13 protein-coding genes are annotated in these 15,525 nt (G+C 71.3%); 7 read left to right on the forward strand and 6 right to left on the reverse strand.

What is annotated here, in order from left to right:
• Window positions 1–19 precede the first annotated feature (19 nt).
• Window positions 20–1,120, forward strand: coding sequence for a DivIVA domain-containing protein (locus ACZ69I_RS04405; RefSeq protein WP_470830436.1), 1,101 nt, complete (start codon window positions 20–22; stop codon window positions 1,118–1,120).
• 248 nt (window positions 1,121–1,368) lie between these two features.
• Here the strand turns inward: ACZ69I_RS04405 and ileS are convergent, their stop codons facing one another.
• A complete protein-coding gene (ileS, locus tag ACZ69I_RS04410; RefSeq protein WP_470830656.1) occupies window positions 1,369–4,515 on the reverse strand; it encodes an isoleucine--tRNA ligase in 3,147 nt (1,048 codons plus the stop codon).
• A 374-nt stretch (window positions 4,516–4,889) separates the two neighbouring features.
• Window positions 4,890–5,081: a DUF1059 domain-containing protein gene (locus ACZ69I_RS04415; protein WP_470830437.1), complete on the reverse strand. Its 192-nt coding sequence runs from the start codon at window positions 5,079–5,081 to the stop codon at window positions 4,890–4,892.
• Between the two features lie 305 nt (window positions 5,082–5,386).
• Here ACZ69I_RS04415 and ACZ69I_RS04420 point away from each other — a divergent pair, with 305 nt between their 5' ends.
• The 5 genes from ACZ69I_RS04420 to ACZ69I_RS04440 all read left to right on the forward strand — a co-directional run bounded on the left by ACZ69I_RS04420 (window position 5,387) and on the right by ACZ69I_RS04440 (window position 10,386).
• Entirely contained in the window at window positions 5,387–6,568 is a 1,182-nt protein-coding gene (locus tag ACZ69I_RS04420; protein ID WP_470830438.1) for a TraR/DksA family transcriptional regulator, read from the forward strand.
• Between the two features lie 78 nt (window positions 6,569–6,646).
• A complete protein-coding gene (gene lspA, locus ACZ69I_RS04425; RefSeq protein ID WP_467668168.1) occupies window positions 6,647–7,270 on the forward strand; it encodes a signal peptidase II in 624 nt (207 codons plus the stop codon).
• 63 nt (window positions 7,271–7,333) lie between these two features.
• Complete coding sequence (locus ACZ69I_RS04430; RefSeq protein ID WP_389712759.1) at window positions 7,334–8,275, forward strand: RluA family pseudouridine synthase; 942 nt, start codon at window positions 7,334–7,336, stop codon at window positions 8,273–8,275.
• Entirely contained in the window at window positions 8,272–8,742 is a 471-nt protein-coding gene (locus ACZ69I_RS04435; protein WP_467668166.1) for a GNAT family N-acetyltransferase, read from the forward strand. The genes ACZ69I_RS04430 and ACZ69I_RS04435 overlap by 4 nt, the downstream gene beginning before the upstream one ends.
• A 57-nt stretch (window positions 8,743–8,799) precedes the next feature.
• Entirely contained in the window at window positions 8,800–10,386 is a 1,587-nt protein-coding gene (locus ACZ69I_RS04440) for a Na+/H+ antiporter (protein ID WP_470830439.1), read from the forward strand.
• An 18-nt stretch (window positions 10,387–10,404) separates the two neighbouring features.
• Here the strand turns inward: ACZ69I_RS04440 and ACZ69I_RS04445 are convergent, their stop codons facing one another.
• Window positions 10,405–11,505: a mechanosensitive ion channel family protein gene (locus ACZ69I_RS04445; protein ID WP_467668161.1), complete on the reverse strand. Its 1,101-nt coding sequence runs from the start codon at window positions 11,503–11,505 to the stop codon at window positions 10,405–10,407.
• 43 nt (window positions 11,506–11,548) lie between these two features.
• Here ACZ69I_RS04445 and ACZ69I_RS04450 point away from each other — a divergent pair, with 43 nt between their 5' ends.
• On the forward strand, window positions 11,549–12,118 hold the full coding sequence (locus ACZ69I_RS04450; protein ID WP_467668159.1) for a dienelactone hydrolase family protein: 570 nt from the start codon (window positions 11,549–11,551) through the stop codon (window positions 12,116–12,118).
• Window positions 12,119–12,131: 13 nt separating this feature from the next.
• Here the strand turns inward: ACZ69I_RS04450 and ACZ69I_RS04455 are convergent, their stop codons facing one another.
• The 3 genes from ACZ69I_RS04455 to ACZ69I_RS04465 all read right to left on the reverse strand — a co-directional run bounded on the left by ACZ69I_RS04455 (window position 12,132) and on the right by ACZ69I_RS04465 (window position 15,473).
• The gene (locus tag ACZ69I_RS04455) at window positions 12,132–13,796 is read right to left on the reverse strand and encodes an alkaline phosphatase D family protein (RefSeq protein ID WP_470830440.1); all 1,665 of its coding nucleotides are present in this window, start codon (window positions 13,794–13,796) and stop codon (window positions 12,132–12,134) included.
• A 135-nt stretch (window positions 13,797–13,931) separates the two neighbouring features.
• Window positions 13,932–14,750, reverse strand: a complete 819-nt coding sequence (locus tag ACZ69I_RS04460; RefSeq protein ID WP_470830441.1) for a thioredoxin domain-containing protein — start codon at window positions 14,748–14,750, stop codon at window positions 13,932–13,934.
• Between the two features lie 39 nt (window positions 14,751–14,789).
• Window positions 14,790–15,473 carry a hypothetical protein gene (locus ACZ69I_RS04465; RefSeq protein ID WP_467670727.1) on the reverse strand — a complete coding sequence of 228 codons (684 nt, stop codon included), beginning with the start codon at window positions 15,471–15,473 and terminating at the stop codon, window positions 14,790–14,792.
• Window positions 15,474–15,525 lie beyond the last annotated feature (52 nt).

The following is a 15,525-nucleotide window of genomic DNA, read 5'->3' on the forward strand; positions in this document are numbered from 1 at the left end:
ACTACGTTGAGGTGAAGAGATGCCGTTGACCCCCGAGGACGTGCGGAACAAACAGTTCACGACCGTCCGCCTCCGAGAAGGCTATGACGAGGACGAGGTCGATGCCTTCCTCGATGAGGTCGAAGCCGAACTGACCCGCCTGCTCCGCGAGAACGAGGACCTGCGCGCCAAGCTCGCCGCGGCCACCCGTGCCGCCGCGCAGAACCAGCAGCAGGGCGGAATGCGCAAGGGTCCCGACGGGCCCCAGGACCAGCGCGGTCCGGGCGCCCCCGTGCCTGCCGCAATATCGGGTCCGCAGCCGGTCCCGCCGCAGCAGCAGCAGCAGATGGGCGGCCCCATGGGCGGCCCGCCGCAGCTGCCCGGCGGTGCGCCGCAGCTGCCCGCAGGCCCCAGCGGGCACGGCCCGCAGGGCGGTCCGCAGGGTCCCGGCCCGATGGGTCAGGGTCCGATGGGCGGCCCCATGGGCGGTCCCATGGGCGGCCACGGTCCGCAGATGCCGCAGCCCGGTCAGGGTCCCGGTGGCGACAGCGCCGCCCGTGTGCTCTCCCTCGCGCAGCAGACCGCCGACCAGGCGATCGCGGAGGCCCGTTCCGAGGCCAACAAGATCGTCGGGGAAGCCCGCTCGCGCGCCGAGGGCCTCGAGCGCGACGCCCGTGCCAAGGCCGACGCCCTGGAGCGGGACGCGCAGGAGAAGCACCGCGTCGCGATGGGCTCCCTGGAGTCCGCTCGCGCCACGCTGGAGCGCAAGGTCGAGGACCTGCGCGGCTTCGAGCGCGAGTACCGCACGCGTCTGAAGTCCTACCTGGAGTCGCAGCTGCGCCAGCTGGAGACCCAGGCCGACGACTCGCTGGCTCCGCCGCGCACTCCGGCCACCGCCTCGCTGCCGCCGTCCCCGGCGCCGTCGATGGCTCCGGCCGGCGCGGGTGCCCCGTCCTACGGCGGCAACCAGTCGATGGGCGGCAACAACCAGCCCCCCGGCGGCCCGTCGTACGGCGGCCAGCAGCAGATGTCCCCGGCGATGACCCAGCCGATGGCGCCGGTGCGGCCGCAGGGCCAGCAGCCGATGCAGCAGGCTCCGTCGCCGATGCGCGGCTTCCTCATCGACGAGGACGACAACTGACGGGCGTGAGCACGCCATAGGCGTCGGCAGCGTTCAGGGCCGGGCCCCCGGATCATTCCGGGGGCCCGGCCCTTTTGTGTGCGCCCGTCGTGCGGCCGGGGCGCGGGTCGGCCGGGGCATGAGGTGGCCGGGGCAGGGGTGCAGAAACGTTCATCTGTACGTGGGTACGCAACGCCGAAGGCCCGGCCCCGCCAAGATCTTCGGCGGGGCCGGGCCTTCGTACGAGCACGCGGCCCGTGGGTGAGCGCTTACGCCTTGCGGAGGCGGAAGGTCAGCTTCAGGGAGTCGTCCGTGAACGGCTCACCAAACGTGTCGTCCGCATCGCCGGAGGCGAAGTCCGTGGCGAGCACCTCGTCGGAGATGAGCCCGGAGTGGTCCGACAGCGCCGTGACGACCTCCGCGTCCGGGGAGGTCCAGCGCAGGGCGATGCGGTCCGCGACGTCCAGGCCGCTGTTCTTGCGGGCCTCCTGGATGAGCCGGATCGCGTCCCGGGCCAGGCCCGCCCGGCGCAGCTCCTCGGTGATCTCCAGGTCAAGGGCGACCGTGGCACCGGACTCGGACGCCACCGACCAGCCCTCGCGCGGGGTCTCCGTGATGATCACCTCGTCCGGGGCGAGCGTCACTGTCTCGCCGTCGACCTCGACGGAGGCCGTGCCCTCGCGCAGGGCCAGGGAGAGCGCGGCCGCGTCCGCCTCGGCGACGGCCTTGGCGACCGCCTGGACGCCCTTGCCGAAGCGCTTGCCGAGGGCCCGGAAGTTGGCCTTGGCGGTCGTGTCCACCAGGGAACCGCCGACTTCGGAGAGTGACGCCAGCGAGGAGACGTTGAGCTCCTCGGTGATCTGCGCGCGCAGCTCGTGGCCCAGCGTCTCGAAGCCGCTCGCGGCGACGAGCGCGCGGGACAGCGGCTGACGGGTCTTGACGCCCGACTCCGCGCGCGTGGCACGGCCGAGCTCGACCAGGCGGCGCACGAGGAGCATCTGCTGGGAGAGCTCGGGGTCGATCGCCGAGAGGTCGGCCTCGGGCCACGAGGTCAGGTGCACGGACTCCGGGGCGTCCGGGGTGACCGGCACGATCAGGTCCTGCCAGACACGCTCCGTGATGAACGGCGTCAGCGGGGCCATCAGGCGCGTAACCGTCTCGACGACCTCGTGCAGGGTGCGCAGCGCCGCCTTGTCGCCCTGCCAGAAGCGGCGGCGCGAGCGGCGGACGTACCAGTTGGAGAGGTTGTCCACGAAGACCGAGAGGAGCTTGCCCGCGCGCTGGGTGTCGTAGCTCTCCAGGGCCTCGGTGACCTGGTCGGTCAGCGCGTGCAGCTCGCTGAGCAGCCAGCGGTCCAGGAGCGGGCGGTCGGCGGGCGCCGGGTCGGCATCGCCGGGCGCCCACCCGGCGGTGCGGGCGTACAGCGCCTGGAAGGCGACCGTGTTCCAGTACGTGAGGAGCGTCTTGCGGACGACCTCCTGGATGGTGCCGTGGCCCACCCGGCGGGCCGCCCAGGGGGAGCCGCCGGCCGCCATGAACCAGCGCACGGCGTCGGCGCCGTGCTGGTCCATGAGCGGGATGGGCTGGAGGATGTTGCCCAGGTGCTTGGACATCTTGCGGCCGTCCTCGGCGAGGATGTGGCCGAGGCAGACCACGTTCTCGTAGGACGACTTGTCGAAGACGAGGGTGCCCACCGCCATCAGCGTGTAGAACCAGCCGCGCGTCTGGTCGATGGCCTCCGAGATGAACTGCGCCGGGTACCGGCTCTCGAAGAGCTCCTTGTTCTTGTACGGGTAGCCCCACTGCGCGAACGGCATCGAGCCCGAGTCGTACCAGGCGTCGATGACCTCCGGCACGCGCGTGGCCGTCGATCCGCAGCCGTCCTGCGGGCAGGTGAAGGTGATCTCGTCGATGAACGGGCGGTGCGGGTCGAGGTCCGACTGGTCGGTGCCCGTCAGGTCGGAGAGCTCGGCGCGCGAGCCGACGCAGGTGAGGTGGTCCTCTTCGCAGCGCCAGATGGGCAGCGGGGTGCCCCAGTAGCGGTTGCGGGAGAGCGCCCAGTCGACGTTGTTGGTCAGCCAGTCGCCGAAGCGGCCGTGCTTGACCGAGTCCGGGAACCAGTTGGTCTTCTCGTTCTCCTGGAGGAGGCGGTCCTTGATGGCCGTGGTGCGGATGTACCAGGAGGGCTGCGCGTAGTAGAGGAGCGCCGTGTGGCAGCGCCAGCAGTGCGGGTAGCTGTGCTCGTAGGCGATGTGCCGGAAGAGCAGGCCGCGGTCGTCGAGGTCCTTGGTGAGCGTTTCGTCGGCCTTCTTGAAGAAGACACCGCCCACGAGGGGGACGTCCTCCTCGAAGGTGCCGTCCGGGCGGACCGGGTTCACCACCGGCAGGCCGTACGAGCGGCAGACCTTGAGGTCGTCCTCACCGAAGGCGGGGGACTGGTGCACGAGGCCGGTGCCGTCCTCGGTGGTCACGTAGTCGGCGTTGACGACGTAGTGCGCGGGCTCCGGGAACTCGACCAGGTCGAAGGGGCGCCGGTAGTTCCAGCGCTCCATCTCGGCGCCGGTGAAGGTCTCGCCGGTGGTCTCCCACTCCTCGCCGAGCGCCTTCTCGAGGAGCGGCTGGGCGACGACCAGCTGCTCCTCGCCGTTCGTCGCGACGACGTACGTGACGTCGGGGTGCGCGGCGACGGCGGTGTTGGAGACGAGGGTCCAGGGGGTCGTCGTCCAGACGAGGAGGGCGGCCCGGCCCGCGAGGGGGCCGGAGGTCACCGGGAAGCGGACGTAGACGGACGGATCGACGACCGTCTCGTAGCCCTGCGCGAGCTCGTGGTCGGACAGGCCCGTGCCGCAGCGGGGGCACCAGGGGGCGACGCGGTGGTCCTGGACGAGGAGGTCCTTGTTGAAGATCTCCTTCAGGGACCACCAGACCGAGTCGACGTACTCCGGGTTCATCGTCCGGTACGCGTCGTCGAGGTCGACCCAGTAGCCCATGCGGGTCGTGAGGTCGGCGAAGGCGTCGGTGTGCCGGGTCACGGACTCGCGGCACTTGGCGTTGAACTCGGCGATGCCGTACGCCTCGATGTCCTTCTTGCCGCTGAACCCGAGCTCCTTCTCGACCGCGAGCTCGACCGGGAGGCCGTGGCAGTCCCAGCCGGCCTTGCGGGCGACGTGGTAGCCCCGCATGGTGCGGAAGCGCGGGAAGACGTCCTTGAAGACGCGGGCCTCGATGTGGTGGGCGCCCGGCATGCCGTTGGCGGTCGGCGGGCCTTCGTAGAACACCCACTCGGGGCGGCCCTCGGACTGCTCGAGGCTCTTGGCGAAGATCTTCTGCTCGCGCCAGAAGTCGAGCACGGCGTGCTCGAGGGCGGGCAGGTCGACCTGGGCGGGCACCTGGCGGTACTGCGGCTGCGTATTCAACGGCTGCGTGTTCAACGCGCTTCCTCCGGCGGACGATTCCGTTCCGTCGGAGGGACGAGAGCCGCTTGTCGCGCTCCCGCGGTACCACCCTCCTTGGCCTTCCCGATGCGCGGGTGGCGCACGGGAAAGCCCCCTCATTGGGGTCGCGATGCCGGGTCTACTGGTCCGCTCCGGGCCGGGGGCCCGTCGCGGGTGGTTCTTCCGGCGGCTCCGGGGTGATCTTCACGTCGTGCCGGCCCCCGGGCTCACACCGTCCCCGGGTCGCTCATGGCTGCTCGCGCCGCTACTCGTCCCCATCCACGCTTCTCGCTGGGCCCAGTGTACGGGGCCGGGGCGGACGCGGCCGACCGGTTATCCGGGTCCGGCCCGGTCGCTCAGGCGTGCTGGGGGACTTCGTCCCGGAGGGACTCGCGGACCATCTTCCGCAGTTCCGGGCTGTCGGTGTGCCCGTGCACGGAAACGGCGTGCTCACTGGCGGCGCGGACCACTTCGTCCTCCTCGCCGGAGATGGCGAGGGTGCAGTGGGTCTCGCTCGGGAATTCTCGGCAGTCGGCTGTCTTGCGCATGACGCACCTTCTTCGATTACGCACCATTTTAGGCCTGTTTCGGGCCTCGGGGCGGACTCATGTCCGGTGCCGTCGGGGCCACCGGGACTGACCCGAATGGCGACATACGGAGCGTCCGGATCCCGGCCCGTCGTGTGCGGCGGATTACCGGGCCGGGAGCTGGGAAAGACGCATGCATGCTCGTCGCGCGGTGCCCGCGAGGCGGGCGGATCGGGCGGCGTGCCCCGTTGCCGCGGGCCTGGAGTCGATTTATCGTCCCAGCACGATTCGCGAGCAAGATCACAATATGTGAAGGGGCCGCGGCCATGGTGGCGAAGAAGACCGCCGTACAGCAGTCGGCGTCCGGCAGATCCACAGGCGCGGCCGCGGCGACGGCCAAGGATGTGAGCGGGAAGAAGAGCACGCACGGGGCGAGGGCGGCGAAGGCCGTCGGGAAGCCGGACGCAGGGGAGGCGGAGGCCGCGCCGGAAGGCGCGGGGAAGAGAGCCGCGGTCAGGAAGACGGCGGCAGAGGAGACATCGGCAGAGAAGACATCGGCAAGGAAGGCACCGGCCAAGAAGGCACCGGCCAAGAAGACCGCGGCGAAGAAGGCCATGGAGGCGGCTTCCGCTCCCGCGGAGGAGGCGGCGGCAGACGAGGGCGCGGCGGCCGACGGGACAGCCGTCAAGAAGACCGCCGTCAAGAAGACCGCCGCCAAGAAGACCGCAGCCAAGAAGACAGCGGCGAAGAAGACCACCGCCAAGAAGGCGCCTGCCAAGAAGGCGCCTGCCAAGAAAGCCACTGCCAAGAAAGCCGCCACCAAGAAGGCCGCCGCCCACGAGGCTCCTGCCGGGACGGTGGACACCGAGGCCGCCGACGCGGCCGCCGAGAGAGCTGCCGAGAAGGCGGCCCCCAGGAAGAGCGCGGCGAGGAAGAGCACGGCCAAGAAGAGCACGGCCAAGGAGACGGCCGCGTCCGCGGCCGAGGATGCGGCTGAGGCCGCGGAGACGACGGGAGCCACGACGGTGGTTGCGAAGAAGACTCCGGGCACGGCGACCGCAGCGAAGGCGCCGACGGCGGTGCCCAAGGCGCGGGCGGACGCGGCGGCGCCGGGCGAGCTCGCGGTGCGGCCCGGCGAGGACCCCTGGACCCCCGCGGAGGTCGCGGAGGCCCGGACCGAACTCCAGAGCGAGGCGCTGCGGCTGCGCAGCGAGATCGTGTCCTCCGAGGAGTCCCTCGCGGGGCTGATGCGGGACTCCGGCGACGGCGCGGGCGACGACGACGCGGACACCGGCACGAAGAACATCACGCGGGAGCACGAGATGTCGCTGGCCGCCAACGCGCGCGAGATGCTCCTGCAGACCGAGCGCGCCCTGGAGCGGCTGGACGCGGGGACGTACGGCCTCTGCGAGAACTGCGGCAATGCCATCGGCAAGGCGCGGATGCAGGCGTTCCCGCGCGCGACGCTGTGCGTGGAGTGCAAGCAGAAGGAGGAACGGCGCTACTGAGCACGGCCTGGGCGCCGGGGGGCGTACACGTGTGCCGTACGCTCGTCCCCAGTCAGGTACCTAGGTTGAGGGACTCACGTGGCAGAGGCGGAGCGCATCATCGGTACGCCGGACATTCCTGAGGCGGCAGGGGCGGAGCCGGAGGGCTCCGGTGCGGCGGCGGAGGAGCCCGGCCGGTCCGGTGCCGTCGCGGATCAGGACGGGCAGCAGGGCAAGGGCAGGCGCAGGATCGCCGTGCTCTTCGCGGTGGCCGTCTTCGCGTACGCCCTGGACCTGATCAGCAAGATGATCGTGGTGGCGAGGCTGGAGCACCACGAGCCGATCGAGCTCGTCGGCGACTGGCTGCGCCTCTCCGCCATCCGCAACGCCGGCGCGGCCTTCGGTTTCGGCGAGGCCTTCACGGTGATCTTCACCTGCATCGCGGCGGCGGTCATCGTGGTCATCGCCCGCCTCGCCCGCAAGCTGTACAGCCTGCCGTGGGCGATCGCGCTCGGCCTGCTGCTGGGCGGCGCGCTCGGCAACCTCACCGACCGCCTGTTCCGGGCGCCCGGCGTCTTCGAGGGCGCGGTGGTCGACTTCATCGCCCCGAAGGGCTTCGCGGTCTTCAACCTCGCGGACTCGGCGATCGTCTGCGGCGGCATCCTGATCGTGCTGCTCTCCTTCCGCGGCCTCGACCCGGACGGCACCGTCCACAAGGACTGAGGTCGGAGCCCTTGCCGAGGGCTGTGGTGCGGGAGTGTCGGTGCACTCCTGCATACTCAATGGGTGAGCACGATTCCCGAGATCCGAACCCTGCCCGTGCCGGACGGCCTGGAGGGCGAGCGCGTCGACGCCGCCATCTCGCGCATGTTCGGGTTCTCCCGTACGAAGGCCGCCGAGCTCGCCGCGGCGGGGAAGGTCTCGGTCGACGGCTCGGTGGTCGGCAAGTCCGAGCGGGTGCACGGCGGCGCCTGGCTGGAAGTGGAGATGCCGCAGGCGCCCGCTCCGGTGCAGATCGTCGCCGAGCCCGTCGAGGGCATGGAGATCGTCCATGACGACGACGACATCGTCGTGATCGTCAAGCCGGTCGGCGTGGCCGCGCACCCGAGCCCGGGCTGGACGGGGACGACCGTGATCGGCGGCCTCGCGGCGGCCGGTTACCGCATCTCCACCTCCGGTGCCGCCGAGCGCCAGGGCATCGTCCACCGTCTGGACGTGGGCACGTCCGGCCTGATGGCGGTGGCCAAGTCGGAGCGCGCGTACACCTCGCTGAAGCGTCAGTTCAAGGAGCGCACGGTCGACAAGCGCTACAACGCGCTGGTGCAGGGCCACCCCGACCCGATGAGCGGCACCATCGACGCCCCCATCGGCCGCCACCCGAACCACGACTACAAGTGGGCGGTCACGGCCGAGGGCAAGCCCTCCGTGACGCACTACGACCTCATCGAGGCGTTCCGGGCGGCCTCGCTGCTCGACATCAAGCTGGAGACGGGCCGCACGCACCAGATCCGCGTGCACATGGCCGCGCACCGCCACCCCTGCGTGGGCGACCTGACGTACGGCGCGGACCCGACGCTCGCCAAGCGCCTCGGCCTCACGCGCCAGTGGCTGCACGCCGTCCGGCTCGGCTTCGAGCACCCGGGGGACGGTCAGTGGGTGGAGTTCGAGAGCCAGTACCCCGACGACCTGCAGCAGGCGCTCGACCGGGTGCGGGCGGAGAGTTCGTGACCGGCGTGACGATCCGGGTCGCGGAGAGCACCGACGACCTGGAGTCCTGCTTCGCGGTCCGCAAGGACGTCTTCGTGTCCGAGCAGCAGGTGCCCGAAGAGCTGGAGTACGACGCGTACGACGCGGGGGCGGTGCACGTCCTGGCCGTGCGCGAGGACGGTGTCCCGCTGGGCACGGGCCGCCTCCTGACCGGCGCCGCCGCGGCCGCGAAGAACGGCGGGGACACCGCGGTGGGCGCGCTCGGCCGGCTCGCGGTGACACGGGCCGCCCGCGGACTCGGCGTCGGCGCCCGTCTCGTCCGGGCCATCGAGGAAGCGGCACGCGCGCGTGGCCTGACCGCCGTGGACCTGCACGCGCAGACCCACGCCCTGGGCTTCTACGAACGCCTCGGCTACGAGGTGTACGGGCCGGAGTTCCCCGACGCGGGCATCCCGCACCGGGCCATGCGCAAGCCGCTGGTGGGCTAGGCATGGCAGGGTTGAGGTCTTGATCGTTCAAGTCTCGACCGCCGGAGGGCACAACCCGTGGATCAACTGGCACTGGTGCTCATCCTGCTGCTCGGTGCCGTCATCACCGTGCCGCTGGGCGATCGGCTCGGGCTGCCCGCGCCGGTCCTGATGACGCTCGCGGGGATCGGCATGGCCCTGCTGCCCTTCGTACCCAACGTCGAGATCCCGCCCGACTTCATCCTGCCGCTGGTGCTGCCGCCGCTGCTCTACGCCTCCGTGCAGCGCACCTCCTGGCGGCAGTTCACGGCCAACATCCGGCCCATCCTCCTGCTCGCCGTGGCCCTGGTCTTCGTCACCACGGCGGCGGTCGCCGCGATGGCCAACGCCATAGTGCCGGGACTGCCGATCGCGGCGGCCGTGGCGCTGGGGGCGCTGGTCGCGCCGCCCGACCCCGTCGCCGCGACCGCGGTCGCCGGGGCCCTCGGGCTGCCGCGCAGGCTCGTGTCGATCCTGGAGGGCGAGGGGCTCTTCAACGACGTGACGGCCATCGTGCTCTACCACGTGGCGATCGCGGCGGCGATGAGCGGCACCTTCTCCCTGCCGTCCGCCGCGGGCCTCCTGGTGCTGTCCGGCGTGGTCGCCGTCGCCGTCGGACTCGTGCTCGGCTGGCTCACCAACAAGCTCATGGGGCTGCTCGGCGACGCCACCCTGCAGACCGGCCTGACGCTCCTCGTGCCGTTCGTCAGCTACGTGCTCGCCGAGGAACTGCTCGGCTCCGGCGTGCTCGCCGTCCTGACCACCGCGCTCTACCTCGCGGAGAACGCCGTCGACGCCGACGACGTGCTCGGGCGGATCACCGGGCAGACGTTCTGGCAGATCGTCGACACCCTCGTCACGGGAATCGCGTTCGGGCTCATCGGCCTCGAACTGCACAACGTCTTCGGCATCGCCAAGGGCCACCAGTGGCAGATGTACGGCTGGGGCGCTGCGATCGTCGCCGTCGTGGTCGGCGTACGACTGCTCTGGCTGCTGCCCGCGACCTGGCTGGCCAAGCGGCTGCACAAGCGGCGGGACGTCGACGAGGAGATCCCGACCACCTGGCGCGAGACCGTCGTCATGTGGTGGGCGGGGATGCGCGGAGTGGCCTCGGTCGCGCTCGCGCTCGCCATCCCGCTCAAGACGGACGACGGGTCCCCCTTTCCCGCTCGCGAAGAGATCATCTTCATCGCGTTCTGCGTGATCATGGCGACCCTCGTCGTCCAGGGGCTCACGCTGCCCTGGCTGGTGCGCAAGCTCAACGTGCAGGCCGACGCCGGCGCGGAGCGCGAGCTGGAACGCAGGCTCGCGCTCCGCGCTGCCAAGGCCGCCAAACGGCGCCTCAAGGAGATCGAGGACGTCGAGGAGCTCCCGGAGGACCTCTCCGAGCGGCTGCAGCGCGGCGCGCTCGACATCGGCGCCAGGATCAGCCCGGATCTCCTCGACGACGAGCGGCGCGCGCGGTACGCCAAGCGCGTCGACCGCCTCAAGGCGGTCCAGCGCATCCAGCGCGAGATGATGTCGGCCGCCCGCCACGAGGTCCTCGCGGCGCGCAGCGAACCCGGCGCCGACCCCGAGGTCGTCGACCGGGTCCTGCGCCACCTCGACGTACGCAGCCTGCGGTGAGGACGGGGCCCGCAGGGGTCAGCCGCGCCCCGTCCTCGGGACGTCCGGCGAGAACGGGTCGTGCCGCGGCCGGTGGCCGTTGTGCAGGGGCTCGACGGCCGAGACGGTGGTGACCCGCGGCAGCGCGTAGGAATGGTGCTCGGTGAGCCAGCGGACCATCTGCTCGCGCACCGTGACCCGCACCGTCCATATGTCGTCCGCGTCCTTCGCGGTGACCAGGGCGCGGACCTGGATCGTGCTCGTCGTGGTGTCCGTGACCGCGAGGCCCCAGTCCCGGCCGTCCCACGCCGCGCAGTCGCGCAGGATGTCGTGCAGCCGCTCGCGCATCAGCGCGATCGGGGCCGTGTGGTCCAGCTGGAAGAAGACGGTGCCGGTCATCTCGGCCCCGCCCCGCGACCAGTTCTCGAACGGCTTCGCGGTGAAGTACGAGACCGGCATGGTGATCCGGCGCTCGTCCCAGGTGCGGACGGTCAGGAAGGTCAGGGTGATCTCGTCGACCGTGCCCCACTCGCCGTCCACCACCACGGTGTCCCCGAGCCGCACCATGTCGCCGAAGGCGATCTGCAGCCCGGCGAAGAGGTTGCCGAGGGTGGACTGGGCGGCGACACCGGCGACGATGCCGAGAATGCCCGCGGAGGCGAGCAGCGAGGCCCCGGCCGCCTGCATGGCGGGGAAGGTCAGGAGCATCGCGGCGGTGGCCACGACGCCGACGATCGCGGTGACCACCCGCTGGATGAGGGTCACCTGCGTACGGACCCGGCGGACCCGGGCCGGGTCCCTGTGCATGGCGGCGTAGCGCGCGTACGACGACTCGACGATGGCCGCCGCGATCCGCACGACCAGCCAGGCGGTGGAGCCGATGAGGACGAGGGTGAGGGTCCGGCCGATCAGCTCCGAGTGGTCCTTGGCGAGCTTGGCCTGGCCGTAGGAGCCTCTCAGGAGCGCGCCGCACAGGACGACTTGCAGGGGGACGCGGCCACGGCGCAGCAGGCCCCAGAGCGGGGTGTCGTGGCGCCGTTCGTCGGCCCGGCGCAACAGGACGTCGACCAGCCAGCCGACGATCACCGTGAGCACGACCGAGCCGCCGATCACGATCAACGGACGCAGTACGTTCTCCATGCCTCCGAGAGTAGGGGTACGGGCCAAATGGCACGATGGCCCCATGAACATCATGCTTTTCCACTCGACGTACGGGCTGCGGCCCGCGGTGCACGCGGCGGCGGAGCGCCTGCGTGGCGCGGGGCACGAGGTGTGGACCCCCGATCTCTTCGAGGGCCGCGTCTTCGACGACGTCGAGGAAGGAAGGGCCTTCCAGGAGGAGCTCGGCAAGGACGAGATCCTGAAGCGGGCGATTCTCGCCGCCGCGCCCTACTCGGAGCGGGGTCTGGTCTACGCCGGCTTCGCGCTCGGCGCCGCCACTGCCCAGACCCTCGCCCTCGGCGACGCGAAGGCACGCGGCCTGCTGCTCCTGCACGGCACCTCCGACATCGCGGAGAACGCGTCCGTGGACGAGCTGCCGGTGCAGCTGCACGTCGCCGAGCCCGACCCGTTCGAGTCCGACGACTGGCTGAGCGCCTGGTACCTGCGGATGGGCCGGGCCGGCGCCGACGTGGAGGTCTACCGCTACGCGGGCGCCGGGCACCTCTACACCGACCCGGACCTCGACGACTACGACGCCGAGGCCACGGAGGCGACGTGGCGTACGTCACTCGGCTTCCTGGAGACGCTCTAGCCGTCCCGGCGCGTCAGCGGACCGGCGCGTCCACGCGCTCGACCTGCTGCGTGCCGCTGCGGGTGCGGTACGAACGGAGCCAGGACGAGGTCGCCTCGGGGTCGCTCCGGTCGGAGACCGCGTAGTAGTCCATCTGCGAGCGCTCGGCGGTGACGTCGAGGACCCCGTAGCCGTGCGAGTCCATGTCCAGCCACTTCACGTGGCGGTTGGCGGCCTTGATGGCGCCCGCGGCCACGAGGGACACCGTGTGCGGGGCGACGTGGAGCATGTCGTCGATGTTGTCGGAGCTCACCGAGGTCACCACGAACTCCGTGGCGGCGGAGGCCGAGAGCGGGTACGTGGCCGCCCTGGCCGGCACGTCGTTCGCCCAGGCCATGTGGATGTCGCCAGTCAGGAAGACGGTGTTCTGGATCTTCCGGTCGCGCAGGTGGGCGATGAGCTCCTTGCGGTCGTCCGTGTAGCCGTCCCACTGGTCGGCGTTGACGGCCAGGCCCTCCTTGGGCAGGCCGAGCAGCTCCGCGAGGGGCTCCAGCAGGTGGGCGGGCAGCGAGCCGAAGGCGACCGGCGAGATCATCACCGAGGTGCCGACGAGCTTCCAGGCCGCGTCCGAGGCGGCCAGGCCCGCCTTCAGCCAGTCGAGCTGGGCCCGGCCCGTGATCGTGCGGTCCGGGTCGTCCACCTCGCCGCTGCCGAACCCCGCCTGCTCGGAGCGGAAGGACCGCAGGTCGAGCAGGTGCAGGTCGGCGAGCTTGCCGTAGCGGACGCGGCGGTAGACGGTGCCCTCGGTCGAGGGGCGCACGGGCATCCACTCGAAGTACGCCTGCTTCGCCGCGGCCACCCGCAGGGCCCAGGCGCCCTCGGTCCCGGGAGAGTGGTTCACCGCCCCGCCCGACCAGGCGTTGTCGGCGAACTCGTGGTCGTCCCAGATGGCGATGACCGGATGCGTGGCGTGCATCGCCTGCGCGTCGGGGTCGGTCTTGTGGACGCCGTGCCGGGTGCGGTAGTCGGCGAGCGTGACGATCTCGTGGGCGGGCTCGTGCTTGCGTACGACGTACTCGGCGGACGGGTACTCGCCGCTCTTGTACTCGTAGATGTAGTCGCCGACGTGCAGGACCGCGTCGAGCTCGGTGCGGGCCGCGAGGTGGCGGTACGCCGAGAAGTAGCCCGCCTCCCAGTTGGCGCAGGACACCACGCCGAAGCGGACGCCGTGCGCGGCGGCGTCGTGCGCGGGGGTGGTGCGGGTGCGGCCCACGGGGGAGTGGACCGGGGACCCATCGTCCACGGAGAAGCGGTAGTAATACGTGGTCGCCTGGCGCAAGCCCCTTACATCGGCCTTGACCGTGTGGTCGGAGGCGGCCCGCGCGGTGGTGCTGCCGCGGGCGACGATCCGGGTGAAGGCCTTGTCCTCGGCTATCTCCCAGCTCACTTCGGTATCGGGCCCCTTGCCCGAGCCCGGCACGGCATCGGAGGTGGGCGTCACGCGGGTCCACAGGAGGACGCCGTCGGGCAGCGGGTCGCCCGAGGCGACCCCGTGGTGGAACGCGGGTCTCTCGGCGGCGTGCGCGGGCACCGCGGCGAGCGGGGCGAGCGCGGCGGTGGCGGCAGCGGCCTTGACGACGGTACGGCGGCGCGGCGTCAGCGTGCCTGCGGGTGCTTCTACGGGGATTCGACTGGTCACAGCCGATCACCTTACTGAGCGGTAATCGCAAAGAGCGGGCGAACTCCAGGAGTTCGCCCGCTCTTTCGGCACGCGCCGTGCGGGCGTGCGGTGTTGTGCGTCAGTTCGTCCGATTCAGCCGGACCACCGGCCGGTTCAGCCCTTGAGGGCCTTGTCGATCGCGGTCTTGTAGTCCGCGACCGTGCTGGGCGCGTTCTTCGAACCGGGGCCGGTCAGCTGCTTGCCGTCCATGACGAAGGAGGGCGTGCCCTCGACGCCGTCCTTGTTGTCGTCGAACTTCTTCGACATCTCCAGGGCCCACCGGTCGTAGGTGCCGTTCTTCACGTCCTTCTTGAACGAGGCGCTCTTCTTGAGCGCGGGCACCTCGTCGGCGACCTTGAGCAGGGCCGCGTCGTCCTTGAACTTGTCGTCCTGCTCCGAGGGGTGGTTCTTCGCGGAGAAGAGCGCCTTCTTGTACTCGAGGAAGGCGTCGTCGCCGACGTTCAGCGCCGCGCCGAGCGCGCTGAGGGCGTTCCTGGAACCCTCGCCCGGGATGTTGCGGTCGAGGAAGGTGGCGCCGATGAACTGGATCTTGTACTTGCCGTCCTTCAGGTCCTTCTCGACCGTGGGGCCGACCGCCTGCTCGAACTGGGCGCAGACCGGGCAGCGCGCGTCCTCGTAGACCTTGAGGGTCTTCTTCGCGGAGTCCTTGCCGAGGACGACCGTCGTGCCGTTCTCGCCCTCGGTGTTCGCGGGCTTGACCAGCTTGGCGTCCTTGGCCTCCTCCCAGTAACCGGGCTTGTTGGACTGCATCACGGCGTAGCCGACGCCGCCGGCTATCGCGAGGACGCCGACGATGGAGACGCCGACGATGACGGCGCGCTTGCGCTTCTCCCGCTTGCGCTCGGCTTCCTGCTGGGCGCGGATCCGCTCGCGGGCGGCGGACTTGGCGGCCTGGCTGTTGCGCTTGCTCATGATCTTTTCTCCGTGTGGATGACTGCGTGGATGCTGTGCTCAGGCGTGGACGGCCGAGCATGGCGGTCCACGCCGCCCCACGAAGTGCACGAGCAGCCGCGTGCGCGCCGCCCGGACCCGGCGCACGGGGCGCGGCGGGCGGCGCACGGGCGTCCGGGGCGTGGTGACCGCGGCGACCGCGATCAGCAGGGGCCGGAACGTGGCGGCGCCGACCGCGCGCAGCAGCTGGGCCAGGGCTCGCTCGCCCCTGCGCAGCCAGGCCGCCGCGAGGAGCCCGACGCCGACGTGCGCCCCGAGCAGCAGCCAGGCGGCGCCCGGGTCCGCGTCGGCGAGCAGCGCGGCGGCGCCGTGTCCCTCGGCGGTCATCCGGGCCAGCGGGGTGCCTACGGGCGTCCCGCCGCACAGCACGTCGAAGCCGACGGCGCGCAGCGGGCCGGCGACGGGGCCGCCGGCCTCGCCGTAACAGACGTGCTGGCCCGCGGTGAAGACCGTGTCGGCGGCCAGCTCCAGGGGGATGAGCAGGGCGGCGATCCGTCCGTAGCCACGCTCCGCCCCCGCCGTCGCGTACGCGACGGCGAAGACGGCGGCGGTGATCGCCGCGACGGTGGCCGGGGGCAGGGGGGCACGGGACAGCAGCACGTGGGACGCGGCGGAGAGCGTCACGACGAGCGCCGTGAAGAGTGCCGCGCGCACGGCTCTGAGCTGAATCCCGGACATGTCCATCGCCGAGGAGTGTGCCATGTGTTCCTGTGGGAGGTCCCTGAAGGGGGCCCGG

It is taken from the genome of Streptomyces sp. NPDC036815 (assembly GCF_055609205.1).